Below are 24,829 nucleotides of genomic sequence, written 5' to 3'. Positions count from 1 at the left end.
TAGGGTCTGTACCTAATTAGCGCCACGTGATTCTCTTGTCCGGATATTTTGATTCGGGGACGAGAGATGCGTGGCGGCCTGTTTTGGTTGAATGATAAGCAGTGGGCGCGGATAGAACCGCACCTTCCGACGGGACTGACCGGACCGGATCGGGACGACGATCGGCGCATCATCAGCGGCATCATTCACATGCTGCAATCGGGCGCGCGGTGGCGCGATTGTCCACCTGAATACGGGCCTTACACGACGATCTACAATCGCTTCAATCGCTGGGCAAAACGCGGACGATGGTGCGCAATCTTCGAAGCGCTGGCCACACCCGGCAAAGATGCCGTCGCGCTGTCGCTCGACTCGACCTCGATCAAAGCTCACCGGTGTGCCTCCGGCGGAAAAGGGGGGAGCACAATCAAGCAATCGGCCGGTCGCGTGGAGGCCGCACGACAAAAATCCATGCGCTGAGCGATCCGCTCTGCCGGCCGGTCGTCCTGCATCTGACGCCAGGCCAGGATGCCGATATCGCTGCGGCGCCCGATGTTCTTGCGCTGGCGCCACCCATGAGCGCGCTCCTTGCCGACAAAGGGTATGACGGCGACAACCTTCGCAGCGAAATCGTTCGTCGCGGCGCCAAGCCCGTAATTCCCAATAAATCCAACCGCGTCGTCATCCACCGCTTCAACAAACGCGCCTACAAGGGCCGAAATGTCATCGAACGCTGCTTTTGCAGGCTCAAGGACTTCCGGCGCGTCGCCATGCGTTATGACAAGCTCGCCCGGAATTTCTTGGCTGCTGTTCATCTCGCCGCTCTCGTCGCATACTGGCTCAATTGAGTCTGGACCCTAATACCCCCGCTTTCGATCCACCACGTTCTCCAGTTCGCCGCCGGCCTCGAAGCGTTCGATCTGGTGCGCGACGTATTTTGAGATTTCGTCGGGGTCGGTATCGGCGGCGTTGTGCGGCGTCAGCACCACTTTCGGATGGACCCAGAACGGGCTGTCGGCCGGCAGCGGTTCGTTGCAGAACACATCCAGCGACACGGCGCCGAGCGTGCCGTCATCGAGGCACGCCAGGATATCAGGCTCGTTCTGCAGGCCGCCGCGTCCGGCATTGATCAGCACCGGCGCGCCGATCGGGCCGTCGCGGTTGAGTTGTGCGAACAAATCCCGATTGAGGATCTGACGTGTTTCCGGCGTCAGCGGCAGCAGGCAGACCAGGATATCGGTCCGCCGCAGAAACGGTTCGAGCTGGGCTTGTCCATGAAAGCATTCGACGCCCTCGACCCGTCGCGCGCTTCGGCTCCAGCCCGCTACCCGAAAACCAACCCGCCGCAGCGCGTCGGCGGCGTCGGATCCGAGGGTGCCGAGCCCCATGATGCCGACCGTGACGGCGCTCGCCGGCCATTGCGATTTTGGTTGCCAGCGCCGCTCGCGCTGGCTGGCGCGCAGGTACAATTCCTGGCGATGGTGCATCAGCGCGTGCAGCACGACATATTCCGTCATGCGGCCGGTGAGATCGCCGACCGCGACGCGAACCAGCGGCACATCCGGCAGGCTCGAATCGGCCATCAGCGCATCGACGCCGGCGCCGAGATTGAAGATGACGCGCAGGTTCGCAAACGCCGCGAGTTCGCCGGGGGCGGGCTTCCAGACCGCGGCGTAATGAACCTCGGCGGGATCGAGCGCCGGATCGGGCAGCCGCACCACCCGGCGGTCGCCGCAGACCTCGTCGAACCGGCTCTTCCAGCGTTCCGGCGACCAGTTGTCGGTTCCGCCGTGGATCAGCAAAGCGAGTGCGCCCTCGTTCATTCCCAAACCTTCTCCGCGTTCAAACGTGATCTGCACCACATAATAGAACGCGCGGCCGACCTAGTCTCCGATCATCCATCATGGGAGACTTCATATGCGCAGATTTATCCTGTTGTCCGCGTTTCTTCTGGCTTCGGCCTCGGCGCAAGCCCAGGGCGTCGACGTCGGGTCGATGATGTCGGCCAACGGCATTTCGGCTCCCGGCGCCGGGCAGCCGCAAATCGGCTCCGCCCCGCAGACGGCGGGCGGGTCGCAGGCATCGAAAGGGCGCAGCGCCAAAGGCGCCAAACAGAGCAAGGCCAGGGGCGAAAGTGCGAGGGAGACGAAGGCGCGCAACATTGCGGCGAAGTACGGCGTGACCTGGTAACCGGGCATCTTCCCGTTGCCGGATGGTCGTCCCCCCGTGGGGTGGACGACCCCGCGCAAAAATACCTTCGCCGGCACGTCGGCTCCGGGCATACTCGTTCGTTCCTTGAACGAACGGAGATGTTCCCGAATGCTCTACGCCATTCTCTGCTATCACGACGAAGACACCGTCGGTTCCTGGAGCAAGGAGCAGGACGCCGCCGTGATGGCAAAACTTGCCGTCGTGCAGGACAAACTGGCCAAACAGGGCCGGCTCGGCCCGGTGGCGCGGCTGTTGCCGACGACCTCGGCGACCACGCTGCGCAAGGACGATCCGCCTGTGGTGCTCGACGGTCCCTATGCCGAGACCAAGGAACAGCTGCTCGGGTTCTATACGGTCGAATGCGGCAATCTCGACGAGGCGCTGGACGTCGCGCGCGACCTCGCGGCCGCCAATCCCGGCGGCGCCTACGAAATCCGGCCCGTCGGGATGCTGAACCCCGGGAGCCTTCCGAAATGACCGACGCCGCCTGGATCGATGCCGCGCTGGCCTCGGCGCGCCCCCAGGCGGTCGGCGCGCTGCTGCGTTACTTCCGCGATCTCGACACCGCCGAGGAGGCGTTCCAGAACGCCTGCCTGCGCGCGCTGAAGAACTGGCCGCAGAACGGCCCGCCGCGCGATCCCGCGGCGTGGCTGATCATGGTCGGCCGCAATGTCGCGATCGACGATATCAGGCGCAAGCGCAAGCAGCAGCCGCTGCCCGAGGACGAGGCGATCTCCGATCTCGGCGACGCCGAGGAGGCGCTGGCGGAGCGGCTCGACGGCTCGCATTACCGCGACGACATCCTGCGGCTATTGTTCATCTGCTGTCATCCCGACCTGCCGGCGACGCAGCAGATCGCGCTGGCGCTGCGCATCGTCTCCGGGCTTTCCGTGAAGCAGATCGCGCGCGCCTTCATCGTCTCCGAGGCGGCGATGGAGCAGCGCATCACGCGGGCGAAAGCCCGCGTCGCCGGCGCCGACGTGCCGTTCGAGACCCCGGGCGCGGTGGAGCGCAGCGAGCGGCTGGCCGCGGTGGCGGCGATGATCTACCTGATCTTCAACGAGGGCTATTCCGCCGGCGGCGACACCGCCGAGATCCGCAAGCCCCTGTGCGAGGAAGCGATCCGGCTGGCCCGGCTCTTGCTGCGGCTGTTCCAGAGCGAACCCGAGATCATGGGACTGACCGCGCTGCTGATGCTGCAGCATGCCCGCGCCGCGGCGCGCTTCGACGCCGGGGGCGCCGTGATCCTGCTCGACGACCAGGACCGCAGCCTGTGGAATCAGAAGATGATCGACGAGGGGCTGGCGCTGATCGACAAGGCGATGCGCCATCGCCGCAGCGGGCCCTACCAGGTCCAGGCGGCGATCGCGGCACTGCATGCCCGCGCCGCGAGGCCCGAGGATACCGACTGGACCCAGATCGATCTGCTGTACGGCGCGCTGGAGTTGATGCAGCCGTCGCCGGTGGTGACGCTCAACCGCGCCGTCGCGGTTTCCAAGGTGCGCGGCGCCGAGGCCGCACTGGAAATGATCGAACCGCTGGCGTCGCGGCTGTCGAACTATTTTCATTTCTTCGGGGTGCGCGGCGCGTTCCTGATGCAGCTCGGCCGCAACGAGGAAGCCCGCATCGCCTTCGACCGCGCCATTGCGCTCGCCAACACCTCGGCCGAAGCCGCCCACATCCGCATGCATCTCGACCGCCTGATCCGCGACAGTGCCCCGCGCGACGTGAAGATGGGGAAGTGATGCGGCATATCATCTTCGTCCCTGCGGACGCAGGGCCGCACAATCCCGGGCAGCGTTGATAGGCCGCTGACAGTTCACAGAGAGGAACCTTGCCGTGTTCGAGATCATAACCACCATGGCCGTCGTGCTCGCGGCCGCGATTGCGATCGTGCTGATCCTTGCGCTGACCAGGCCGAATACCTTCACCATCCAGCGCGCCGCCATCGTCAGCGCGCCGCCGGAAAAAGTATTCCCGCTGATCAACGATTTCCGGCAATGGGGAGGATGGTCGCCGTGGGAGCACAAGGATCCCGCGATGAAGCGCACCTATAGCGGCGCGGTGCGCGGCAAGGGCGCCGTCTATGCGTGGGAGGGCGACAAGAATGTCGGCAAGGGCCGCATGGAGATACTCGACGCCGCCGCGCCGTCGAAGATCGTGATCAAGCTGGATTTCCTCGCGCCGTTCGAGGCCCACAACACCGCCGAGTTCACCATGCTGCCGCATGACGATGGCACCCGGGTAATCTGGCAGATGCACGGGCCGGCGCCGTTCATGGCCAAGGTGATGCGCGTGTTCATCAATATCGACAAGATGGTCGGCAAGGATTTCGAGGCCGGTCTCGGCAATTTGAAACGGCTGGCCGAAAAGTAGGCCGCGAAGGACAACCGCGCCTTCCCTTCACCTCTCGCGCGAGCAGGAGAGAGAGAAAGCAGAAAGCGGAAGCAGAAAATACTACCCGTTCCTGCGCTGGCCGCGCAGCGTCGGCAGGCCGATGCCGGCGGCATCGAAGCCGCCGTCGACCGCGAGGATCTGTCCGGTGATGTAGCTGGCGCGGTCGCTGCACAGGAAGAACACCGCCTCCGCCAGTTCTTCCTCGAGGCCGTAGCGGTTGAGCGGGATGGCGTCGTGATAGTCGGCGCGGATTTCCGGGGTGTGCACCTGCCTTGCCATCGCGGTCTCGACCGGGCCCGGCGCGACCGCGTTGACGCGAATGCCGAGCGACGCCAGTTCGACCGCGAGTTGCTTGGTCAGATGCGCAAGCCCCGCCTTGCTGGTGCCGTAGGCGGAGCGCAGCGTCGAGGCCCGCACCGCCGAGATCGAGGTGATGTTGACCACTGCGCCGCCGCCATGTTCACGCATCAGCGGCACCGCCGCCTTGGTGCACAGAAACGGCCCGGTCAGGTTGACCGCCAGCACCCGGTTCCAGTCTTCGTCGGACGTCTCCAGCAGCGGCGCGAACACCGCGACGCCGGCATTGTTGACCAGTGCGTCGAGCCGGCCGAACCGCGCTTCGGTTCTGGCGATCGCATCCTTCACCGAGGCGGCGTCGGAGACGTCGCCTGGCAGCGCCATCGTCGCGTCGGGGTTCGCCAGCGCCGCGACCGCGCCATCCAGCTGCGCGGCCTCGATATCGAGCAGCACCACGCGCCAGCCGTCGGCGAGAAACCGCTTGGCTACCGCGAGCCCGATGCCGCGGGCGGCGCCGGTGACCATGGCGACTTTTTGCGGGGCAGGGGCCATCGGTACTCCATTCGCTTCGGATCAATTCGCGCTCTATAGCCGATGCCGCTGGCCGTGTCCCTTGCATGCTGCGCTGCGTCCGGGGCACGCTCCGGCAGCAGCCGCCATGAAAGGGTGCGACAATGAACGTCATCGACGTCAGGGACATGACGCCCGAGCCATGGCGGCTCGGCGTCGAGACACGCATGCTGGTATCCGCGGGCAACGGCGCTGCGCAATTATGCGTGTTCGAGCAGTGGATCGCGCCGGGCGCCGGCGCGCCGACCCATTCGCACCCGGTCGAGGAAGTGCTGACGGTGCGCGAGGGCGAAGCCGAGATGTGGATGGGGGAGCAGCGGCTGACCGTCTATTCCGGCCAGTCGCTGATCGTGCCGGCCGACCGCATGCACGGTTTTCGCAATTCCGGCACCGTGACGCTGCACATCCACGCGGTGCTGGCCGCGCCGTTCTTCGAGGCGAATGTGGAGGGGGAAAAGGAGACGGTGCAGCGGTGGAGAGCACGCTAAGTTCGCGGAGCCGTCATCCAGTGGTGCGAGCCCACTTGGGGCAAGCCTCGAAGAATGAGAGTTCGGCGTCTGCGGCTCATCCTTCGAGGCCGTCGCTTCGCTCCGGCACCTCAGGATGACGGAAACTGCTTTCTGGTCAACGGGTGTATGCCTTCGGTGCCGTCATCCTGAGGTGCGCTCAGCGGCGCATCGCGCTGCTGAGTGCCTCGAAGGATGACCGAGCTCAGTCCCGCTTTGGCAGGCCCGCGCGGCGCCGGGACAAGCGGCTGACTTCCGTCCAGTCCGACCGTATCAACGCTTCCTTCTTGGCCCGGCTCCAACCCTTGATCTTCCGCTCAGCCGCAATCGCGTCCGTAGCTCGATCGAAATATTCCGACCAGACCAGGACGACCGGCCGCCGGCTAAATGTGTAACCTGGATATGCCCCCGCATTATGCTGATCGATGCGCGGCGAGAGATCGTCTCCCGTCGCGCTTCCGACATAGAAAGAGTTGTCGGCGCAACGAAGCATGTAAACGAATGCGCCCATCGCAACCCCATCCTTCGAGGCTCGCCTAAGCCGGCTCGCACCTCAGAGCCTGTGAATGAATACTGACGTCATCCTGAGGAGCCGCGCGACTTCGCGTGGCGTCTCGAAGGATGGCTGCAACGATTGTGCTCGCGGCCATCCTTCGAGACGCATCGCCGTTGGCGATGCTCCTCAGGATGACGGAAACCGTATTTCAGTCAACTCTGGTCGAAGCAAAAGGCATTCGGCTATCCCTGCTTCGCCTTCCGCGCCACGACCTTCTCATACGCCGCCTGCAATCGCTCGCCGACATCCGGTCCCGCCTTGCGCTTCCGCCTCCGCCTCATACCGAGATGGGTCTCGCGCAACTCGTCCATGAACTCCGCCCACATTTTCGGGCCGCCTTCACTGAGCAGTTTGGCGCGGATGCCGAGTTCTTCGGTCACGTCGAGATATTTGAATCCCCAGCCCGCCATCTGCGCCAGCACCGGCAGCAGTTCGATGCCTTGCTCCGAAAGCGAGTAGATTCCCTTCTGCTTGTGGCTGGGGTCGTCGGCCCAGGTGACGATGCCCTGGTCGAGCAGCGTCTTCAGCCGGTCGGCGAGGATGTTGGAGGAAATGCCTTCCTCCGATTTGGTCAGAAGCTCGCGAAAATGCCGCCGGTTGCCGAACATCATGTCGCGGACGATCAACAGGCTCCATTTGTCGCCGACCACCTCGAGCGTGAGGTTGATCGGGCAACCGGAACGTTTTTGCTCGGTCATGGTGCGGTCCGGAAGGTGCGGCGGGAATGCCACGAAAAACCGCTTGCAATATCGCACCAGTGACGCCAATCTGCAACCAGTTGCAAACTGATACTGGTAAAGGAGGCGGTATGGCCAGGCTGATCATGTGGAACCTGATGACGCTGGACGGCATGATCGAGGGGCCGGACCGCGACATTTCCTGGCACGAGAATGTCTGGGGCAAGGAGCTGGAACAGCTTTCCATCGAGCAATTGAACGCGGCCGGCGGGCTGCTGTTTGGCCGCATCACCTATCAATTGATGGCGAATTACTGGCCGGCCGCGACAGGCGAGATCGCGGACTTCATGAATGCCGCGCCGAAATACGTCTTCTCGCGCACGCTGACCCGGTCGGACTGGAACAACACCCGGATGTTCGGCGCCGACGTGTCAGGCACGGTGGCCCGGCTGAAGCGCGAAAGCGCCAGGGATCTCTTCCTGTTCGGCAGCGCCGACCTGGCAGCCAACCTGATTCCGCACGGGCTGATTGACGAGTTTCGCATCGGGGTGAATCCGGTCATCCTCGGCGGCGGCACGCCGCTGTTCAAGCCCGGCGAGCCGGTCAAGCTGAGGCTGCTCGACTCCCGCGCGCATACGACCGGCGTCGTCATCCTGCGCTATGTGCCGGCGGAATGAGAAGGGCGTGATGTCCGATCGCGAACTGCCAACGCGCTCCTCACCATGAGGGAGCGGGTTCTTCCCACGCTCCGCAATTACCTCCGGAATAATTTCATCCGACATGTCGGTGCCGCATATCCAGGCTCGTCTTGTTGACGAACGGCGGCTTTCCCTGACCACGGGGAACCGGACGAATGACACAATGGAGCGTGACGATGCGATGCATGGTGATTGTGAAAGCGAGCAGGGATACCGAGGCCGGCGTGATGCCGGGCACCGAATTGCTCACCGCGATGGGCAAATTCAACGAGGAAATGGTGGAGGCCGGTGTCATGCTGGCGGGCGAAGGCCTGCATCCGACCTCGAAGGGCGCCCGGATCAAGTACTCCGGCACGCCTGGCAAGCCTCCCGAGGTGAGCCGCGGTCCGTTCGCGGTGACCAACGACCTCGTCGCCGGCTTCTGGCTGATCCAGGTGGAGTCGCTGGAGGAGGCGGTCGACTGGATGAAGCGCGCGCCGTTCGACGGCGGCGCCGAGATTGAAATCCGCCAGGTGTTTGATACCGAGGATTTCGGCGAGGCACTGACGCCCGAATTGCGCGAGCAGGAGACGCGCCTCCGCGCGCAGGTGGGCGCCAAATAGGTTTTTCCGATCGTCATTCCGGGGCAGCGCGAACCCGGACTCCAGAGATAGCCTCGCGAGATTCCGGGTTCGATGCTTCGCATCGCCCCGGAATGACGACCTTTCCAAAGGACACCCCACCATGCGATTCATGATGCTGATGATACCCCTGGGCTACGAGACCGCGCCGCCGGACGTCCAGCTCGACCCCGAACGTGTCAGGGCGATGATGAAATACAATGAGGAACTCCAGAAAGCCGGCGTGCTGATCGCGCTCGACGGCCTGCACCCGCCATCGATGGGCGCGCGGGTGTCGTTCGCGAGCGGCAGGCCGATGGTGACCGACGGCCCGTTCGCGGAGGCCAGGGAGGTGCTCGGCGGCTACTGGATGATCAACGTCAAATCCCGCGAGGAGGCGATCGCCTGGGCCGAGAAGTGCCCGGCCTCCGCAAACGAGGTCATTGAAATCCGCCAGGTGCAGGAAATGGACGATTGGCCGGACGAGGTGCAGGAAGCCATGGCCGGGTTGCCCGAACTGCGGAAGGCTGGCGGGCGTTGATCTTCTCCCCTCCTCCCTCGCGCCCTTGCGCGTGGTGGGGAGGGGCGGGGGTGGGGGGTCTATCGGCGGTACAGACCGGATAGATTCCCGACATTTTAGACCGGCATGATCCCCGACAGTTTGGCCTGAGCGGCCTGTTCCCCGCTTCGCGGGAGGAGGGGAAAGGAAACCGCGCTGGCACGGCTAGTGACCTTTACACCCGGCTCATGTAAAAGCCTTTCACATGAGCTGGCGCAAGGAACGCGGCCGCGCCGAGCGCGGCTATCATCACGGCAATCTGAAGGAGGCGCTGCTGCAGGCGGCGCTGGGGCTGATTGCCGAAAAGGGCGCGGCCGGCTTCACCTTTGCCGACGCCGCGCGGATGGCCGGGGTCAGCCCGGCCGCGCCCTACCGGCATTTCCGCGACCGCGACGAACTGCTCTCGAACATCGCCCAGCGCGGCTTCGAGCAGTTCGAATCGCAGCTCACGCAAGCTTGGGATGACGGGCGTCCGGACACCGTCACCGCGTTCGAGCGGGTCGGCAAGGCCTATCTGGCCTTCGCCCGCAACGAGCCGGCGTATTATTCGGCGATGTTCGAATCCGGCCTGCCGGTCGATCTCAATCCCACTCTGCTGGCGGCGAGCGAGCGCGCTTTCGGCATCATCCGCGCCGCCGCCGAGCGGCTGGCCGCGCTGGCGCCGCCCGGCGTGGCGCGGCCGCCGGCGATGATGATGGCGCTGCATATCTGGTCGATGTCGCATGGCGTGGCGTCGCTGTTCGGGCGCGGCGATGCGGCCCGGCGCAAGCTGCCGATGTCGCCGGAGGACCTGCTGGAAGCGCAGGTGCTGATCTATCTGCGGGGATTGGGATTCCCGACCGACCGCAGGCCGCCTCCGCAGGGCGATTCCGCGGTTCCGCCCCCGGTTCCGCCGGCCGCGCCCTCAGGTCCTCCACCAGGTCCCTGGGGCACCCCCAAAAAATAAATTCGACCTTGCCGCGGCGGCGCCGCTTGACAAAACGCCGGCATGGTTTACGTATGTAAATGTTATTTACATTCACAACGGCGCAGTGCCGTCATGGAGAGGGAAATGGCCTACACCGCAGATGTCAATCGCTGGCGCGGCCCCGCCGAAGAAGTCCGCCGCCCGCACATGTTCGATTCGCCATGGCACCCCGGCTGGATCGCCGTGACCGTGCTCGGCTTCATCATCTGGTGGCCGATCGGCCTCGCCCTTCTCTTTTTCACACTCGGGAGCAGAAAAATGGGTTGCTGGAACAATCAGGACCGTTTCGCCAACAAGATGGAGCGGATGCAGAACAAGATGGACCGGATGCGCGAGCGCAGCGGTTTCAACTTCGGCTTCGGCGGCCCGCCCTCCAGCGGCAACCGCGCCTTCGACGAATACCGCGTCGAGACCCTGAAGCGGCTCGAGGAGGAGCAGGTCGAGTTCAAGTCGTTCCTCGATCGCCTGCGCCACGCCAAGGACAAGGAAGAGTTCGACCAGTTCATGGCCCAGCACAAGCAGCGTCCGACCCCGCCGAACGACCAGCCGCAGGGCTGAACGATCCGAACTTGAAGTTAAAGCCTCGGGCGTTGTGCTCCATAATACCTGATGGCGATGAGCCGCCCGTTTGCGATGAGCAGACGGGCGGCTTTGCTTTGGCGTGGCTGGTAAAGGAAGGAGCGTGATCCTGCGGCTCTAAGGTGCGCTGGAGCATTTCTTCGACAAGAGCTGGAGCCGGGCGAGATCGAGGAAGTGAACTGAGCGAGTAACGCATCATTTCATTTAATGTCTGCTTGTGGCGCTGAGCCGACATTCGCAAACTGTCCATGTCCGCCTTGTGCCATTAGCAGACATTCCGCGGAGAGACTGCGATTCACGAAGCGGCAAAGAGGTCCCAGCGTCCCGGCAGCCCCTTGAGTTCGCACGGTTCGCGGGGGCTGAAGTTCACACCGGCGCCGGCTACGAGATCGGTCACGACGCGAGACACCAGAGTTTCGCCAGGGCGTGCCTCAGACATAATCCGTGCAGCAGTATTGACCGCGATACCGGCGATATCCTCGCCCCGAAGCTCGACTTCGCCGGTGTGCAGTCCGGCGCGAAGCTCGATTCCAAGTCGCGCGGTGCCTCCCGACAACGCCACGGCGCACTTGATGGCGCGCCCAGGTCCGTCAAAAGTTGCCAAGATTCCATCTCCTGTCATCTTGATCAAACGGCCGCGATGCTGTTCGACCGTGCGGCGCGCGAGCTTGTCGTGCTCATCGAGCAACCGATGCCAGTTGTTGTCACCAAGACTCACCGCCTGCTTTGTCGAGTCAACGATATCGGTAAAGAGAACGGTGGCGAGCACGCGCTCGATTTCGTCCACGACGACCTCGCGGCGGCCGGTGATGAACTCCTCGATGTCGCCGATGATGGCTTCGATATTCTTCTGAGCCCATGGCCGGTGATCGCCGGCAGGGTACTCGACGTAGCGCGCGCCAGGAATGTGGGCCGCCAAGTAACGCCCGTTGGCAACAGGCACGGCTACGTCAGCCTCGTTGTGCAGAACGAGAGCGGGCAATCGAAGTTGTGGAAGAATTGCGCGAACGTCGATCAACGCATTCGTCTCAAGCATCGCCTGATAGGCGCTGGGACTAACGATGAGCCTTTCGCCCTTGGCCCAGATCTTGATCGCTTCAGGATCGCCTACGAGGCTTGGAGCGAAAGCCTTAGCCGACGCGCCGCTGCCCCAATACTTTACGGAGCGTATCATCTGCTCCAGTGGAAACATATGGGTGTAGTCATCGCAGTTGGTGAAACGGGCAAATCCACCATAGAGGATGAGATGGGAAACCCGCTCGGGATAGGTCGCCGAAAACAACGCGCTCATCGCTGCCCCCTCGGAATAACCAAGCAGGGCCGCACGTGAGATACCGAGCGCCATCATCACTGCATCCAGATCATCCATCCGTTCATCGAGCGTGGGGCTGCCAGCAACTCGGTCAGACAAGCCCTGGCCTCGCTTGTCGAAGCTGATTACGCGCGCGAAAGCGGAAAGCCGGTGTAGAAAGTCCGTGTAACCGGCCAGTTCATGGAAAAATTCAATATGCGACAGCAGGCCCGGAACCATGATCAGGTCGATCGGACCATCGCCCATCACCTGATAGGCGATACTGACGTTTCCGCTGCGCGCATAGCGGGTCTCGGGCAACTGGATAGGTGTCATCGCCCCAATTCCTCAGATTGCAGCAATTTATCGTACCTGACTTCCGGCTTGGCAGGAAGTCCGAGGCGAAGGGTCGAAGCATCAAGTCCGCTTCGGGTCAAAGGCTGACTTGGCTGCAAGATCCGCTTTTGACCCAAAGCTGACATCAGCTACTTGGGCCGGCGCCCCCTTACCGCATGCGCGCGCGCACTATAGGTGATGCGACCATCGGCGTCCGCCGGTAGGCGTGCACGTACCCGCGAGATGAGCATCTCAACATCTCCGGATGTCATAGTTGCAACTGTGGGCCGAAGCGCAGGAGATTTGAGATTCGTCGTCCAGAAATCGTCGAAATTTGCAAAAGTCCGGTGCACTGTAATTTCTCGGGTTTGCACGTCCTCAAGGCCTGCGCCGATCCACAAGTCTCGTAATGCTTCCATTCGAGACGCATCCATTCGCGGCGGGCGCGTTGGTACAATACCCATTGCCTGTATCTCGGAGTGGATTGGATCGAGCGGAGATCTGCCACCTGCCATGTCCCACATGTAGGTCACAACTGCCCCGCCGGGGACAACTACTCGAACCATTTCGCTGACGCCCTTCGCGGGGTCCGGAACGAATACAAGGACCAATGCCATCACAGCCGCATCGAAGCTTCTGTCGGCGAAAGGAAGGGCCATGGCATCGCCTTGCTGAAACTTTGCCAGGCTCGAAGCAGGTCGAGTGCGTGCAAACGCGAGCTGCCCTTCGGATGGATCGATCCCTTGCACTTCCGCGGGGCTACATCGCTCGACCAACAGTTCAGTGAAGGCCCCGTTGCCGCAACCGATGTCGATCCACCGCAAACCTAAGGGAGGCGCCAGCCAATCAAGGAATATCTCGCCAGCGGAGCGGCTCCAAATTCCCATCATCTGCTCGTAGCTGGCTCCATCGTCGAAGCGAATTTGCTGTTCTGCCATTTGATTTCCCAACCCAATGACGATCCTTGACCGATGCCATTTTGCAGAGAAAGGAGCGATTGGGAAGTCACGGTGCGCCTTGATGTTCCCGTCTGGCACAGAGCGGACGTGCTATCGTTTGAGAGATGCCAACAAATCCAGGTCTGCGGCGGCAGAGTGACCGTGCCGCACTACGCACGTGGTTTTGTTTTGGGCGCTGTTCCCTTCGCGCTGGCGCCATTAGACGTTGCGGCCTAACTTCCGAACGGGCGATACCCAGGGTGAGAAGCATGATCCACAACGCAATTGCACCGGGCGATCTTTGGCAGTCAGTACGCCGCGAGGCCGAAACCGTGCTGGCCCGCGACCCGCTGTTTGGCGCCTCCGTGTCGGCCGCGATCCTGGATCATTCCGATCTCGGCAGCGCGGTGGCCCGTCAAATCGGAGAACGGCTCGGCAAGCGTGCGGCCGACCGCGAGCAGTTCGCGCGTGTCGCCGGCGAGGCGTTTCGGGACTCTCCCGATCTGGTCGACGCGGCAAGCCGCGATCTGCAAAGCATTGCGGTTCATGATCCCGCGACGACCGGATTGCTGCCGCCGCTCCTCAACTTCAAGGGCTACATCGCCCTGCAGGCCTGGCGGGTGTCCAGCCGGCTCTGGCATCAAGGCCGCAGCGATCTCGCGCTGTTGATGCAAAGCCTGTCCTCCGATTCCCTCCAGGTCAGCATTCACCCCTCGGCCTCGATTGGAACCTCGGTGTTCCTGGATCACGCCACGGGAATCATCGTGGGCGCGTTCGCCGTCATCGGCGACGACACCACCATCCTGCAAAACGTCACCATTGGCCGCAGGCCCGCGCTGCCGAACCGCGCCCCGCGGATCGGCCGCGGCGTCCTGCTCAGCGCGGGGGCCACGGTTCTCGGCGACGTCAGCATCGGCGACTTCGCCAAGATCGGCGCCGGCTCGCTGGTCGAGAATGACGTTCCGGGCGGCTGTACCGCGGTCGGGGTTCCCGCGCGCCTGACCAACTGCCCCGAAACGGTATCCGCGTAGAGGTGCGGGCTGCCGCGACGGGTCATTTGTCTCGGCAAATCAGGGCGTTGCTTACTGTGCATGGGGTTGTTTTCGAGCTTTTTTTGTCGGTCGCCGCAATGGGCCGCAATCCCCGACGCGACCGCCCTCATTTGACGCAGCCAAAATCCCCTTTGGTAACCGTCCGTTAACCATGATCAGCGTCTGGTTGGGGGCGGAAAGGCGTGCGGATAGCCCTCGTTTTGACACGTTGGCAGGGGATGCAGGTCCCGGCTTTGGACGGGCCACCCATGCGACACGGAACGAGGCTCTCGCGCAGGCTTACCGCCGCGGCTGACGCGCGGCTGTGGAACCGGCAGCCCATGACTCCCAAGGATTGGGCTCCCGGGAAATTTGGGACATCTGCGTTGAGAGGATACCGGACATGAATCCCGCTGACGTGGCCCAGTCAGCCTTGCCGCTGGCATCCATCGACGTCTCGCTGACCACCCTGTTCCTGCAGGCCCACTGGGTCGTGAAGGCGGTCATGCTCGGACTGATCGGCTGCTCGGTCTGGGTCTGGGCGATCGCGATCGACAAGATGTTCCTCTATTCGCGCACCAAGCGCGCGATGGACCGCTTCGAACAGGCTTTCTGGTCCGGGCAATCGATCGAGGAACTCTACCGCGCGCTGTCGGCCAAGCCGACGCAATCGATGGCGGCGTGTTTCGTCGCGGCGATGCGCGAATGGAAGCGGTCGTTCGAAAGCCAGTCGCGCTCCTTCGCCGGCCTGCAGATGCGGATCGAGAAGGTCATGAACGTCTCGATCGCCCGCGAGGTCGAGCGGCTGGAACGGCGCCTGCTGGTGCTGGCGACGGTCGGCTCGGCGGGTCCGTTCGTCGGCCTGTTCGGCACCGTCTGGGGCATCATGACGGCCTTCCAGTCGATCGCCGCCTCCAAGAATACCTCGCTGGCGGTGGTGGCCCCGGGTATCGCGGAGGCGCTGTTTGCCACCGCGATCGGCCTTATCGCCGCCATCCCGGCGACTATTTTCTACAACAAGTTCACGTCCGAGGTGAACCGGCAGGCCCAGCGGCTGGAAGGGTTTGCGGACGAGTTCTCGGCGATCCTGTCGCGCCAGATCGACGAGCGGGCGTGAGGGCGGTATCTTGCAGGTGGATAGATCGTGAGCGCATTGTGAGCATCAGATCATGTCGATGAACATGGCAGGCGCGTCGGGCGGCGGCGGGCGTCGCGGCCGGCGCCGCGCGGCGGTGATGGCCGAGATCAACGTCACCCCGATGGTCGACGTGATGCTGGTGCTGCTCATCATCTTCATGGTGGCGGCGCCGCTGATGACCTCGACGATCGATATCGACTTGCCGGTGGCGAGCGGCGGCAAGTCGCTGGCCTCGAACGCGCCGCCCTTGACGTTGTCGGTCAAGCGCACCGGAGGAAGCTGCAACTCCAATATCGAACTCTATCTCGGGGATACCCTGATCTCGGCCGCCGAACTGCAGCCCAAGATCAAGGCGATCCGGGAAACCCGGTCGGACGCCGACAGCGTCGTCTATCTCAGGGGCGACAAGGATGTCTGCTATACCGACATGATGAAATTGCTGGGCCATATTCGCACCGCGGGCTTCAAGGCGAATATCGTCATCGTTCCCGAAGGAGGCTGAGCCGACGTGAAGGTCAGGGTCGACAAAACGCTGGTCGCCTCGGTTGCCCTGCACGTTCTCGTGCTGGGCTGGGGACTGATGTCGTTTTCGTCCAAGGCCTTCGACCTGATGCCGGAAGAATCGGTGCCGGTCGACGTCATTTCCGCCGACCAGCTCGCCAGGGTGATGGCGGGCATGAAGACCGGCCAGAAGGCGCCGACGCCGCTGGTGGAGAAGGTCGCCGAAGCCAAGCCCGTGGAAGACGCCGTCGGCAAGATCACCGAGAAGGCGCCGGTCGTGACCGAGACCGCGCCGCCGCCGGCGCCCAAGGTCGAGGAAAAGCCCGTCGAGAAAAAGCCCGATCCGCCCAAGGTCGCCGAGGCCAAGCCCAGGGAAGAGCCCAAAAAGGAAAAGCCGAAGCCGGTCGAGAAGAAACCCGACCCCAAGGTCGATCCGATCGCCGAAGCCATCAAGAAGGAAGAGAAGAAGCCGCCGCCGCCGAAACCTGTGGCGGCCAAGCCGCCGGAGCCGGCCAAGCCGAAGCCGGAGCGCGCCTTCGACCAGTCGAAGATCGCAGCCCTGCTCGACAAGCGCGACCCCTCCCGGCAGGCCGTCACCGGCGACACGCTGAATTCCAATGCCGCGCTCGGCCTCGCCAAGGGCAAGGCCGCCGACAATTCGGCAACCTGGGGCGCGCTGTTCCAGGCCCAGGTCGAGCGCTGCTGGAAGAAACCCTATGGCGGCATCGAGGCGCAGAAATCGGAAGCCGCCTTCGCCATCAAGCTGAAGCGCGACGGCACGCTGGAAGGGATGCCGGTTCCCGAGGGCACGCCGGCCACGCCCTATCTTCGCGTCTACCAGGAGAGCGCGCTGCGGGCGATCATCGAGTGCCAGCCGTACAAGCTGCCGGCGGCCTATTTCGATGAATGGAAATATTTCGCGCCTGTTTTCACCGAGCGAAAGACCTGAACGCGCCCGCTTGTGGCGAGCGCCAATATGGAACGAAGTCCGCAACAATGACCGACAGCAATGAATTGCCCGAGATGCCGTTTCGCCCGAGCCGCCGGCAGCTGATTTCCGGAATGGCCGCGCTCGGCATGGTCGCGGGCTCCGCCCGCGATGGCTTCGCCCAGGCGCCGAAGCGCGTCATCATTCCGGAGGGCGACTTCGCGCCGCTGCCGATCGCGATCCCGAATTTCGTGGCGGGAACGCCTGCGGATACCGAGGTCGGCGTCGGCGTGACCCAGGTCATCACCAACAACCTCAAGCGCAGCGGCCTGTTCGCGCCGATCGATCCGGCGGCCTATATCGAGAAGGTCATCAACATCGACGCGGCGCCGCAATTCCAGAACTGGAAGACCATCAACGCGCAGGCGCTGGTGACCGGCCGCATGACCCGGCAGGGCGACGGGCGGCTCAAGGCCGAATTCCGGCTCTGGGACGTCAACACCGCCCAGCAGCTGGCCGGCCAGCAATACTTCACCTCGCCGGAATACTGGCGGCGGATCGCGCACATCATCTCCGACCAGATCTACGAACGGCTGACCGGGGAGAAGGGCTATTTCGACAGCCGCGTGGTGTTCGTCGACGAGACCGGCCCCAAGGAGCGGCGGGTCAAGCGGCTGGCGATCATGGACCAAGACGGCGCCAATGTCCGCTACCTGACCCGCGGCACCGATCTGGTGCTGACGCCGCGGTTCTCGCCGTCGACCCAGGAAATCACCTATATGGAGTTCGGCCAGGGCGACCCGCGGGTCTATCTGTTCAACATCGAAACCGGGCAGCGCGAGATCGTCGGCAACTTTCCGGGCATGTCGTTCTCGCCGCGGTTCTCGCCGGACGGCCAGCGCGTCATCATGAGCCTGCAGCAGGGCGGCAACTCGAACCTGTTCGTGATGGACCTGCGCTCGAAATCGACCACGCGCCTGACCGACACGCCGGCGATCGATACCTCGCCGTCCTATTCGCCCGACGGCAGCAGGATCAGCTTCGAATCCGACCGTGGCGGCAAGCCGCAGATCTACGTGATGGCGGCGACCGGCGGGCCGGCGCAGCGCATATCCTTCGGCGAGGGGAGTTACTCCACGCCGGTATGGTCGCCGCGCGGCGACTACATCGCCTTCACCAAGCAGGGCGGCGGACAGTTTTCGATCGGCATCATGAAGACCGACGGTTCGGGCGAACGGCTGCTCACGTCGGGTTTTCACAATGAAGGCCCGACCTTCGCGCCGAACGGCCGCGTCCTGATGTTCTTCCGCGAACCCGGTGGTGGTGGCGGACCTTCGCTATTCACGGTTGATATTTCCGGACGTAATGAACAAAAGGTACCGACCCCGGGCTTCGCCTCCGACCCGGCCTGGTCGCCCCTGCTGTCCTGAGTTCGCGCACTGGCCACGCCGTTAACCGGCAGACCTTGCCTAGCTTGCTGAATTAGCGGGCAGATTCATCTTGCTGCGAACCCGTAAAAAGGTTCCGGTAACGATATTCCCTCAGAAAGACTTCATCTGCGGCAGGTAGAACTACGCGCTGAAACAGGACGCGTGCACGCCCGATGCAGCTTGTCGATCAGAAAAAGCCGAACAACCAGGAAGCGCTGGAGCCCGCAATCTACGCGGCGCTGGTCGACTCCATGTTGCAGAATTTCTGGCCGATGCTGATCGGCTCGATTTGTGCGGCGGCCTGTGCGGTGATGACGGCGCTCAAGACCGGCAACGTGCTGTTGTGGCCGTGCGCCATTCTGATCGTCGGAATCGGCACCCTGCGCGCGTTGCAGATGCGCAAATTCGAACGGCGCACCGCGGTGCTGTCGTTCGAGCAGGCCAAACATATCGAACCACGTTACGCGGTCGGCGCCATGATCTATGCCGGAGTGCTCGGCGCCTGGTGCTTCATCACCATTCTGGGCAATGACGACGCCATCGCGCATATGCTCTGCGTCGCCCTGACGATCGGCTATACCGCCGGCGCCGCGGCCCGCAACTACGGCCGTCCGCGGCTCGTGCAGTATCATATCCTGCTCGCGTGCGGTCCGATGTCGCTGGCGCTGGCGCTGAACGGCGGCTTCTACTACATCGGCCTCGCCGTGCTGCTGGTGCTGTTCTTCATCGGCCTGAAAGGCATCAACCTCAGCCTCCATGCCATCTTCGTGAAGGCGCTGACCTCCAGTTTCCGGGAAGCCGCGCTGGCCAGCCAGTTCGACACCGCCCTGAACAACATGCCGCACGGCCTGTGCATGTTCGCCGCCGACGGGCGGCTTGCCGTCATGAATCACCGCTTCAGCGAGATGATGAACCTGTCCGACGATCTGGTGCAGCGCGGCGCCGACGCGCGCGACATCATCGCCGCCTGCGTCAGCGGCGGATCGATCGCGGCGGCGAGCGGAAGGATGATCCTCTCGGAGATCGAGAATTCGCAGGCCAGGGATATCGTCACCGCCGATCCCGATATCGCCAGAGGCCGGTCGCTGTCCTGGACGTTCCAGCCGATGGCGGGCGGCGGCGCCGTCGTGCTGCTTGAAGACATCACCGAGCGGCGCACCGCGGAGGCCAGAATCACGCATCTGGCGCGTTACGACGAACTGACGGCGCTGCCCAACCGGGTGAATTTCCGCGACGAGATCGAGCGTCTGCTGACGATTCCGCACGACGCCGAGCAGTTGTCGGCATTGCTGTTCATCGATCTCGACCAGTTCAAGCAGGTCAACGACACCCTGGGCCATCCGTGCGGCGACCAGCTGTTGTGCGCGGTCGCCGACCGGCTGCGTGCCATGCTGCGCCCGGAGGATTTCGTGGCGCGCTTCGGCGGCGACGAATTCGTGGTGTTCCAGCAGAACATCAAATCGAACGAGGATGCCGCCGTTCTGGCCCGTCGAATCGTCGAGCATCTGAGCGAGCGCTACAAGATCGACAACCATCTGGTCGAGATCGGCGCCAGCGTCGGCATCGCGATGACCGGTCCCGGCGTCAGCGCCGATACGCTGCTGAAGAACGCCGACATGGCGCTCTATCGCGCCAAGGCGGACGGCCGCGGAACCTTCTGCTTCTTCCGCGACGAGATGGCCCAGACCGTCGAGGCGCGCCGCATCCTCGAACTCGACCTGCGCAAGGCGCTGGCCAACGAAGAGTTCGAACTGTTCTATCAGCCGCTGGTCAACCTCAAATCGGGCCGGATCGCGACCTGCGAGGCGCTGCTGCGATGGAATCATCCGGTGCGCGGCACGGTGTCCCCGATCGACATCATCCCGGTCGCCGAGGACATGGGCCTGATCGTCGACCTCGGCCGCTGGATCCTGCGCAAGGCCTGCCTGGAGTGCATGAAATGGCCCGATGCCGTCAGCGTCGCGGTCAATTTCTCACCGCAGCAGTTCCATCAGCGCGACGTACTCACCGAGGTTCGCTATGCCCTCGAGGTCTCCGGCCTGCCGGCGGACCGGCTGGAAATCGAGATCACCGAATCCTCGCTGCTGCGCAACACCCAGTTGACCCATGACGTGCTGTCGCAGCTGCACGCGCTCGGCGTGCGGATCTCGCTGGACGATTTCGGCACCGGCTATTCGAGCCTGAGCTATCTGCACAACTTCCCGCTGCAGAAGGTGAAGATCGACCGGTCCTTCCTCGAAGGCATCGATACCGATCGTCCGCTGACGCTGCTGCGCGGCGTGGCGCGGCTTTCCGCCGATCTCGGGATGTCGGTCGTGGTCGAGGGCATCGAGACCAACGAACAGCTGGAATTGATCAGCGCCGACGGCACCGTGACCGAAGCGCAGGGCTACCTGTTCAGCCGGCCGGTCCCGGCGGTGCGCGTTCGCCAGTTGCTGAACGCCTCGCATGGCCGCCGCCTGCCGGACGACCACATACGGTCGCTGCCCTCACGATCGATCGCCTGAGCCTCCGACGACACCCGGCGAATTCTCTTGCCTCGCGGCGCAATTGGGTCCGATGATTAAAATGTCACAGGTTAACCCTAACGTTGCGATGGCTTTGCATCATCGTTAAGAAGCTGTTAATCTTTTGACTACGCGCAGAAGTTGCTGGGAATCCGTAAGGAGTATCAAATGAGGTCCGCAGCCGAACCATCTAATGCGGCTCTGGGACGCAGTTCGGACCTGTTGGATCAAGTCGATTATCGTCTGGCGCAGACGCCCGAGGAAAAAGAAAAGATCTACAACCTGCGGTACCGGGCCTACCTGCGCGAGGGGGCGGTGCAGCCCTCCGCCGACCAGCGCGTCACCGATCAGTATGACGATCTGTGCAATTCCTGGACATTCGGCGTCCACCTGTTCGGCGAACTCTACAGTTCGGTGCGCATCAGCGTGCTGACGTCGGAATGGCGGCAGTCGTGCTCGAACGAGGCTTTCGGCGAAATCCTCAACCCCAGGCTGGACCGGGGCGAGGTCATCATCGATCCGGCGCGGTTCGTCGCGGATCCCGACAAGGCGAAGCGTTTCCCGGAACTGCCTTATGTGACGCTCCGACTAGCCTATATGGCGTGCGAATATTTCAATGCCGACGTTGGCCTCGCCATCGTCCGTGCCGAGCATCAGGCGTTCTACCGCCGCGTGTTCCTGCATGAGACCATCGCCGAGCCGCGTTTCTTCCCGGGCCTGCTCAAGCCGGTTGGACTGATGGCCGCGAACTTTCCGGCCATGCGCGACAAGGTTTTCGAGCGCTATCCCATGATGCGTTCGACCGCCTTCGAGCGGCGGATGCTGTTCGAGCGCGGCGCCGAGCACCAACCGTTGCCGGCGAATGTGGTGGTCTCACCGTCCGAAAGCACCTCGCTCGTCCCGCAGTCCTGCCGGATCGGCAGCTAGAATCCGGCCCGGGCTCGCTGACCCACAGGCCGGGCCCGGTTCCCGGCAGAAGCGCGCCGATGGGACCCGCCGTGTGGCGGACCCGATACTTTCCCGGCCTGAAAGCCGGTGATCACGGTGCAGCCCGCCGGCTGCCTTCACCGTCGTGCCACATTTGCCAATCATTAACTATCCCGGTTGCTTTTCGCCGTTGGCAGGCATTTGATCGGATCCAGCAACACCTCATCAAGGTTGACGGAACGTTCGCTTAACCATCGCCCTGTAGACCGGATAAGAGTTGGAAACGTGAGCGCGGAGGCTCCGGAATGATACATCAGATGCGCATCCTGCAGGGTTTGAAGCTGGCCGCGGTGCTCGCGGTGGCGCTGTCGATGGGCGCCTGCGCCAACAAGAACCCGCTCGGCGCCGACGGCGCGATGGCGAGCGCGGCGACCCCGGGCAGCCAGCAGGATTTCGTGGTCAATGTCGGCGACCGCGTGTTCTTCGAGAGCGACCAGACCGAATTGTCGCCGCAGGCGATCGCGACCCTGGAAAAGCAGGCGCAGTGGCTGCAGAGCTACAACCGCTATGCCTTTACCATCGAGGGCCACGCCGACGAGCGCGGCACCCGCGAATACAACATCGCGCTCGGTGCGCGGCGCGCCCAGTCGGTTCGCACTTACCTCGCCTCGCGCGGCGTCGACCCGAGCCGGATGCGCACCATCTCCTACGGCAAGGAACGCCCGGTCGCGGTCTGCAACGACATCTCGTGCTGGTCGCAGAACCGCCGCGCCGTGACGGTGCTGAACGCCAGTTCCTGAGGCTTCACAGCCTTCGCAAGGTCCTTCGCCGGCGCCTCTCGGGGCGCCGGTTTGGTTTTGACGGGGTGCTCCGGCCGTCGTTGTTTCAGTCACAATTCTGGCGCACTCCCTCTCTCAATGTGGGTCGCTTTCGATGTCACGTCGATCTCGTCGTCAGGCCAGAATGTCATTCAGAATTCATGGTATTACCCGCGCCGTGGCGATCGCCACGATACTCGCGATGTCTTCGCCGGCGCTGGCGCAGCAGTCCGATGGCTTCGATGCCGAGCTGCGAATCCAGCAGCTCGAGAATCGGCTGCGCCAGCTCACCGGCCAGAACGAGGAGCTGCAGTACCGCAACCGGCAACTCGAGGAGCAGTTGAGGGCCTTGCAGGGTGGCGCGCAGGCAGCACCGGGCGGACCGCCCGCCGGCCAGCCCGGTATCGCCGTTGCGCCCGCACCGCTCCGGCAGCCTCAAATCCAGCCGGGTCCGCAGATTGCCGCGCCGGCGCCGATCGTCCAGGAGCCGCCGCAAGGCGGGCCGCCTGCGCCCGGGCGGCGCCGCGGCGATGCCTTCGACCCCAGCCAGAATCCCAATGCGCCAGGGGCGCCGCAGGCGCTCGGCGGCGGCCAACTGCCGATACCGGCCGACGGCGCTGTCGGCGCGCCGGGTGGCCGCGGGGCAGGGGAGCCGCTCGATCTCGCCATCACCGGCGGGCCGCGCCCACCGGCCGGCGGCTTGCCGCCGCAGCGCCCCGGCGCGGGGGCCACGCTGACCACCCTGCCGCCGTCGGCGACCCCGAAGGACGAGTTCGATCTTGGCATCGGCTACATGCAGCGCAAGGACTATGCGCTCGCCGAAGAGACCATGCGCAGCTTCGCGCAGAAATACCCCAGCGATCCCCTGATGGCGGATTCGCAGTACTGGCTCGGCGAGAGTTTCTTCCAGCGCCAGCTCTATCGCGACGCCGCCGAATCCTTCCTGGCGGTGACCACCAAATTCGATAAATCGGGCAAGGCCCCGGACGCCCTGCTGCGGCTCGGCCAGTCGCTGGCGGCGCTGAAGGAAAAGGAAGCCGCCTGTGCCGCGCTCGGCGAGGTGACGCGGAAATATCCCCGCGCCTCGGGCGGCGTCAAGGCGGCGGTAGACCGCGAGCAGAAGCGGATCAAGTGCTAAGGTCGGTCGCCCGGGTCTGCCATTAGACTTCGATACCAGCCGGCGGCGCCATGTCCGACGACGATCATGCCCCGATTTCAGTGCGGGACGCGAAGCTCCTGTTCGCGGACTGGAAGACTGCGCCGGCGCTTCTGCTGGCGGTGTCCGGCGGCCCCGATTCAATCGCCCTGATGTGGCTTGCGGCGCGCTGGCGCCGCAGCCTGACGCGTGGTCCGCGTCTGCTCGCGGTCACGGTCGATCACGGCTTGCGCGCCGAGGCCGCCGCCGAGGCGCGCGAGGTGAAGCGGCTGGCGCGCATGCTTGCGCTGGAGCATCGCACGCTGCGCTGGACCGGCCCGAAGCCGACAGCCGGCCTGCCGGCCGCGGCGCGCGCGGCGCGCTATCGCCTGCTGGCCAGGGCCGCGCGGCAGAGCGGCGCCACCCACATCCTTACCGCACATACCCGTGACGATCAGGCCGAAACGTTGCTGATGCGCATGCTTCGCGGCAGCGGCATCGCCGGGCTTGCGGCGATGGCGCGGGAGTCGGAGCGCGACGGCGTGTGGCTGGCGCGTCCCTTTCTGGAGGTTTCGAAAGCGCAGCTGATCGCGACGCTGGAGAAGGCCAAGGTCGGCTTTGCCGACGATCCGACCAACCGCGATCCGCACTTCACCCGGCCGCGGCTGCGCGCCCTGATGCCTGCACTCGCCGCCGAGGGTGGCGATCCACGCAATCTGGCGCGGCTGGCCTCGAGGCTGGCCCGGGCCAACGCCGCGGTGGAAATTCTCACCGACGGCGCCGAGCGCTACCTCGCGCTGCGGGACGGCGCCGCCCGGCATGCCCCATTCGCCGCCGGCTGGTCGGGAGCCGGATCCTTCGACGTCGACGCCAGGGTCTTTGCCGGCATGCCGGAGGAAATCCGGCTTCGGCTGCTGAAGCGTGCGATCGACCGGCTCGGCCATGAGGGACCGGCGGAACTCGGCAAGGTCGAAGCCCTGTTGGCGGTGTTGGACCGGGCGGTCGCTGGAATGGCGGGACGCCGGCGCGGGCTCAGTCAGGCGGCACTGACGCAAGGGCTGAAACAGACCCTTGCCGGTGCGCTGGTCAGCCTGACCGGCGGCCGGATTCGGGTCCAACCGGCGCCGCCGCGCCGCCGCCGGGTGGATTGACGTCCGGATCGAACATTTGCGGGCGGGCCGATCGGGTCGCGTGAGTCTTAACCACCTCGGAAAACACCGGTTTGACCGCCATTATTTCAGCGGGAATCCGGCT

General features: G+C 64.1%; 27 protein-coding genes. 21 read left to right on the top strand and 6 right to left on the bottom strand.

Going from position 1 to position 24,829, the window contains the following annotated elements:
- The first annotated feature begins 66 nt into the window (after nt 1-66).
- Nucleotides 67-827 (top strand): IS5 family transposase gene (locus tag Q8R73_RS13645; RefSeq protein WP_305720072.1). Its coding sequence is split into 2 segments (ribosomal slippage): nt 67-393 and nt 396-827, totalling 759 coding nucleotides; the frame shifts between segments, so codons are not numbered across the junction.
- A gap of 9 nt (nt 828-836) precedes the next feature.
- Here Q8R73_RS13645 and Q8R73_RS13640 read toward each other — a convergent pair.
- Nucleotides 837-1,802 carry a glyoxylate/hydroxypyruvate reductase A gene (locus Q8R73_RS13640; protein ID WP_305720071.1) on the bottom strand — a complete coding sequence of 322 codons (966 nt, stop codon included), beginning with the start codon at nt 1,800-1,802 and terminating at the stop codon, nt 837-839.
- A gap of 94 nt (nt 1,803-1,896) precedes the next feature.
- Between Q8R73_RS13640 and Q8R73_RS13635 the strand changes: the two genes are divergently transcribed.
- From Q8R73_RS13635 to Q8R73_RS13620, 4 genes are all read left to right on the top strand, one after another.
- Nucleotides 1,897-2,169: a proline-rich domain-containing protein gene (locus tag Q8R73_RS13635; RefSeq protein WP_305720070.1), complete on the top strand. Its 273-nt coding sequence runs from the start codon at nt 1,897-1,899 to the stop codon at nt 2,167-2,169.
- A gap of 129 nt (nt 2,170-2,298) precedes the next feature.
- Entirely contained in the window at nt 2,299-2,667 is a 369-nt protein-coding gene (locus Q8R73_RS13630; RefSeq protein WP_305720069.1) for a YciI family protein, read from the top strand.
- On the top strand, nt 2,664-3,935 hold the full coding sequence (locus tag Q8R73_RS13625; RefSeq protein ID WP_305720068.1) for an RNA polymerase sigma factor: 1,272 nt from the start codon (nt 2,664-2,666) through the stop codon (nt 3,933-3,935). The genes Q8R73_RS13630 and Q8R73_RS13625 overlap by 4 nt, the downstream gene beginning before the upstream one ends.
- Nucleotides 3,936-4,029: 94 nt before the next feature.
- A complete protein-coding gene (locus Q8R73_RS13620) occupies nt 4,030-4,566 on the top strand; it encodes an SRPBCC family protein (protein WP_371126096.1) in 537 nt (178 codons plus the stop codon).
- Nucleotides 4,567-4,647: 81 nt separating this feature from the next.
- Here the strand turns inward: Q8R73_RS13620 and Q8R73_RS13615 are convergent, their stop codons facing one another.
- A complete protein-coding gene (locus Q8R73_RS13615; protein ID WP_305720067.1) occupies nt 4,648-5,436 on the bottom strand; it encodes an SDR family NAD(P)-dependent oxidoreductase in 789 nt (262 codons plus the stop codon).
- 122 nt (nt 5,437-5,558) lie between these two features.
- On the opposite strand from Q8R73_RS13615, the gene Q8R73_RS13610 reads away from it, so the two are divergent.
- Complete coding sequence (locus tag Q8R73_RS13610) at nt 5,559-5,942, top strand: cupin domain-containing protein (protein ID WP_305720066.1); 384 nt, start codon at nt 5,559-5,561, stop codon at nt 5,940-5,942.
- Nucleotides 5,943-6,165: 223 nt separating this feature from the next.
- Here Q8R73_RS13610 and Q8R73_RS13605 read toward each other — a convergent pair whose 3' ends face one another.
- Together Q8R73_RS13605 and Q8R73_RS13600 are read right to left on the bottom strand one after the other, a co-directional pair.
- Complete coding sequence (locus Q8R73_RS13605) at nt 6,166-6,471, bottom strand: GIY-YIG nuclease family protein (protein ID WP_305720065.1); 306 nt, start codon at nt 6,469-6,471, stop codon at nt 6,166-6,168.
- Between the two features lie 227 nt (nt 6,472-6,698).
- Nucleotides 6,699-7,214, bottom strand: coding sequence for a helix-turn-helix domain-containing protein (locus Q8R73_RS13600; RefSeq protein WP_305720064.1), 516 nt, complete (start codon nt 7,212-7,214; stop codon nt 6,699-6,701).
- Nucleotides 7,215-7,324: 110 nt separating this feature from the next.
- On the opposite strand from Q8R73_RS13600, the gene Q8R73_RS13595 reads away from it, so the two are divergent.
- From Q8R73_RS13595 to Q8R73_RS13575, 5 genes are all read left to right on the top strand, one after another.
- Nucleotides 7,325-7,870 (top strand): dihydrofolate reductase family protein, encoded by a 546-nt coding sequence (locus Q8R73_RS13595; RefSeq protein ID WP_305720063.1) that lies wholly within the window; start codon nt 7,325-7,327, stop codon nt 7,868-7,870.
- Nucleotides 7,871-8,067: 197 nt separating this feature from the next.
- On the top strand, nt 8,068-8,493 hold the full coding sequence (locus Q8R73_RS13590; protein ID WP_305720074.1) for a YciI family protein: 426 nt from the start codon (nt 8,068-8,070) through the stop codon (nt 8,491-8,493).
- A 121-nt stretch (nt 8,494-8,614) separates the two neighbouring features.
- Nucleotides 8,615-9,031 (top strand): YciI family protein, encoded by a 417-nt coding sequence (locus Q8R73_RS13585; RefSeq protein ID WP_305720062.1) that lies wholly within the window; start codon nt 8,615-8,617, stop codon nt 9,029-9,031.
- A gap of 223 nt (nt 9,032-9,254) precedes the next feature.
- On the top strand, nt 9,255-9,995 hold the full coding sequence (locus Q8R73_RS13580; protein WP_305720061.1) for a TetR/AcrR family transcriptional regulator: 741 nt from the start codon (nt 9,255-9,257) through the stop codon (nt 9,993-9,995).
- A 105-nt stretch (nt 9,996-10,100) separates the two neighbouring features.
- The gene (locus Q8R73_RS13575) at nt 10,101-10,574 is read left to right on the top strand and encodes a DUF2852 domain-containing protein (protein WP_305720060.1); all 474 of its coding nucleotides are present in this window, start codon (nt 10,101-10,103) and stop codon (nt 10,572-10,574) included.
- Between the two features lie 316 nt (nt 10,575-10,890).
- Here Q8R73_RS13575 and Q8R73_RS13570 read toward each other — a convergent pair whose 3' ends face one another.
- Both Q8R73_RS13570 and Q8R73_RS13565 read right to left on the bottom strand, forming a co-directional pair.
- On the bottom strand, nt 10,891-12,222 hold the full coding sequence (locus Q8R73_RS13570) for an adenylate/guanylate cyclase domain-containing protein (RefSeq protein WP_305720059.1): 1,332 nt from the start codon (nt 12,220-12,222) through the stop codon (nt 10,891-10,893).
- Nucleotides 12,223-12,371: 149 nt separating this feature from the next.
- A complete protein-coding gene (locus tag Q8R73_RS13565) occupies nt 12,372-13,160 on the bottom strand; it encodes a class I SAM-dependent methyltransferase (RefSeq protein ID WP_305720058.1) in 789 nt (262 codons plus the stop codon).
- Nucleotides 13,161-13,429: 269 nt separating this feature from the next.
- Here Q8R73_RS13565 and Q8R73_RS13560 point away from each other — a divergent pair, with 269 nt between their 5' ends.
- The 10 genes from Q8R73_RS13560 to tilS all read left to right on the top strand — a co-directional run bounded on the left by Q8R73_RS13560 (nt 13,430) and on the right by tilS (nt 24,726).
- Entirely contained in the window at nt 13,430-14,191 is a 762-nt protein-coding gene (locus tag Q8R73_RS13560; RefSeq protein WP_305720057.1) for a serine acetyltransferase, read from the top strand.
- 403 nt (nt 14,192-14,594) lie between these two features.
- On the top strand, nt 14,595-15,308 hold the full coding sequence (tolQ, locus tag Q8R73_RS13555) for a protein TolQ (RefSeq protein WP_305720056.1): 714 nt from the start codon (nt 14,595-14,597) through the stop codon (nt 15,306-15,308).
- Nucleotides 15,309-15,360: 52 nt separating this feature from the next.
- The gene (locus Q8R73_RS13550) at nt 15,361-15,831 is read left to right on the top strand and encodes a biopolymer transporter ExbD (protein WP_305720055.1); all 471 of its coding nucleotides are present in this window, start codon (nt 15,361-15,363) and stop codon (nt 15,829-15,831) included.
- 6 nt (nt 15,832-15,837) lie between these two features.
- Nucleotides 15,838-16,779 carry a protein TolA gene (locus Q8R73_RS13545; protein ID WP_305720054.1) on the top strand — a complete coding sequence of 314 codons (942 nt, stop codon included), beginning with the start codon at nt 15,838-15,840 and terminating at the stop codon, nt 16,777-16,779.
- A 74-nt stretch (nt 16,780-16,853) separates the two neighbouring features.
- Nucleotides 16,854-18,188: a Tol-Pal system beta propeller repeat protein TolB gene (gene tolB, locus Q8R73_RS13540; protein ID WP_305720073.1), complete on the top strand. Its 1,335-nt coding sequence runs from the start codon at nt 16,854-16,856 to the stop codon at nt 18,186-18,188.
- A gap of 173 nt (nt 18,189-18,361) precedes the next feature.
- Nucleotides 18,362-20,695 carry a bifunctional diguanylate cyclase/phosphodiesterase gene (locus tag Q8R73_RS13535; protein ID WP_305720053.1) on the top strand — a complete coding sequence of 778 codons (2,334 nt, stop codon included), beginning with the start codon at nt 18,362-18,364 and terminating at the stop codon, nt 20,693-20,695.
- A 168-nt stretch (nt 20,696-20,863) separates the two neighbouring features.
- Nucleotides 20,864-21,622 (top strand): hypothetical protein, encoded by a 759-nt coding sequence (locus tag Q8R73_RS13530; RefSeq protein ID WP_305720052.1) that lies wholly within the window; start codon nt 20,864-20,866, stop codon nt 21,620-21,622.
- A 305-nt stretch (nt 21,623-21,927) separates the two neighbouring features.
- A complete protein-coding gene (gene pal / locus Q8R73_RS13525; protein ID WP_305720051.1) occupies nt 21,928-22,422 on the top strand; it encodes a peptidoglycan-associated lipoprotein Pal in 495 nt (164 codons plus the stop codon).
- A gap of 163 nt (nt 22,423-22,585) precedes the next feature.
- Nucleotides 22,586-23,578: a tol-pal system protein YbgF gene (gene ybgF, locus Q8R73_RS13520; RefSeq protein WP_305720050.1), complete on the top strand. Its 993-nt coding sequence runs from the start codon at nt 22,586-22,588 to the stop codon at nt 23,576-23,578.
- A 50-nt stretch (nt 23,579-23,628) separates the two neighbouring features.
- On the top strand, nt 23,629-24,726 hold the full coding sequence (tilS, locus tag Q8R73_RS13515; RefSeq protein WP_305720049.1) for a tRNA lysidine(34) synthetase TilS: 1,098 nt from the start codon (nt 23,629-23,631) through the stop codon (nt 24,724-24,726).
- The last annotated feature ends 103 nt before the right edge of the window (nt 24,727-24,829 follow it).

This window comes from Bradyrhizobium sp., from assembly GCF_030697065.1.
Lineage (GTDB): Bacteria > Pseudomonadota > Alphaproteobacteria > Rhizobiales > Xanthobacteraceae > Bradyrhizobium.
Note: the sequence above shows the minus strand (reverse complement) of the source record. Positions and strands in the feature narration are given on the sequence as shown.